The sequence below is a fragment of the Streptomyces sp. URMC 123 genome (assembly GCF_051386515.1).
GTDB lineage: Bacteria > Actinomycetota > Actinomycetes > Streptomycetales > Streptomycetaceae > Streptomyces.
Window position 1 is genome coordinate 1 of sequence record NZ_JBPQTV010000671.1, and the last position, 723, is coordinate 723.

Below are 723 nucleotides of genomic sequence, written 5' to 3' on the forward strand. Positions count from 1 at the left end.
GGCCGAGACGCCGACCGAGACGTCGACCGAGACCCCGGCCGGCGCGTCCGCCTACGCGGCGACCGACCGCACGGTGCCCACCCGCTCGCGCGACCGAGCCTCGTACGACCGCGAGGTGGTGCACGCGATCCTCGACGCGGGCGGCCTCTGCCACCTCGGTTTCGTACGGGACGGGGCGCCCGTCGTGCTGCCGACGCTGTACGGGCGGGTGGGCGAGCGGCTGTACGTCCACGGCTCGACCGGCTCCCGGCCGCTGCGGATGGCCGGGGAGTCCCACGGGGAACAGCGCACTCCGGCGGAGGAGCCCGGCCTGCCGGTCTGTCTGACCGTCACCCACCTCGACGGTCTGGTGCTGGCGCGCTCCGCCTTCCACCACTCCGTCAACTACCGCTCGGTGGTGGTCCACGGCGTCGCGCGGCCCGTCACGGACCCGGCCGAGAAGGCCGCCGCGCTGGACGCCCTGGTGGAGCACATCCTCCCCGGCCGCGCGGACGACTCCCGGCGGGCCAACGCCAAGGAGCTGGCCGCGACCGCCGTCCTGAGCATCGATCTCCACGAGGTGTCCGCGAAGATCCGTACGGGCGGGCCCAACGACGACGCCGAGGACCTCGGACTGCCGTACTGGAGCGGTGTCCTCCCGGTCGCCCCGGTGCGCGGCGCGCCCATACCCGCGGCCGATCTGGACCCGTCCATACCGCTGCCCGCGTATCTGGCGTGACGGGT

Annotated in this window: 1 protein-coding gene; it reads left to right on the plus strand. The window is 74.6% G+C overall.

The window, feature by feature from the left end:
• Positions 1-718: pyridoxamine 5'-phosphate oxidase family protein (locus ACSNOD_RS31565; protein ID WP_436770498.1), on the plus strand; the 718-nt coding region annotated here is incomplete at its 5' end.
• Positions 719-723: the final 5 nt, after the last annotated feature.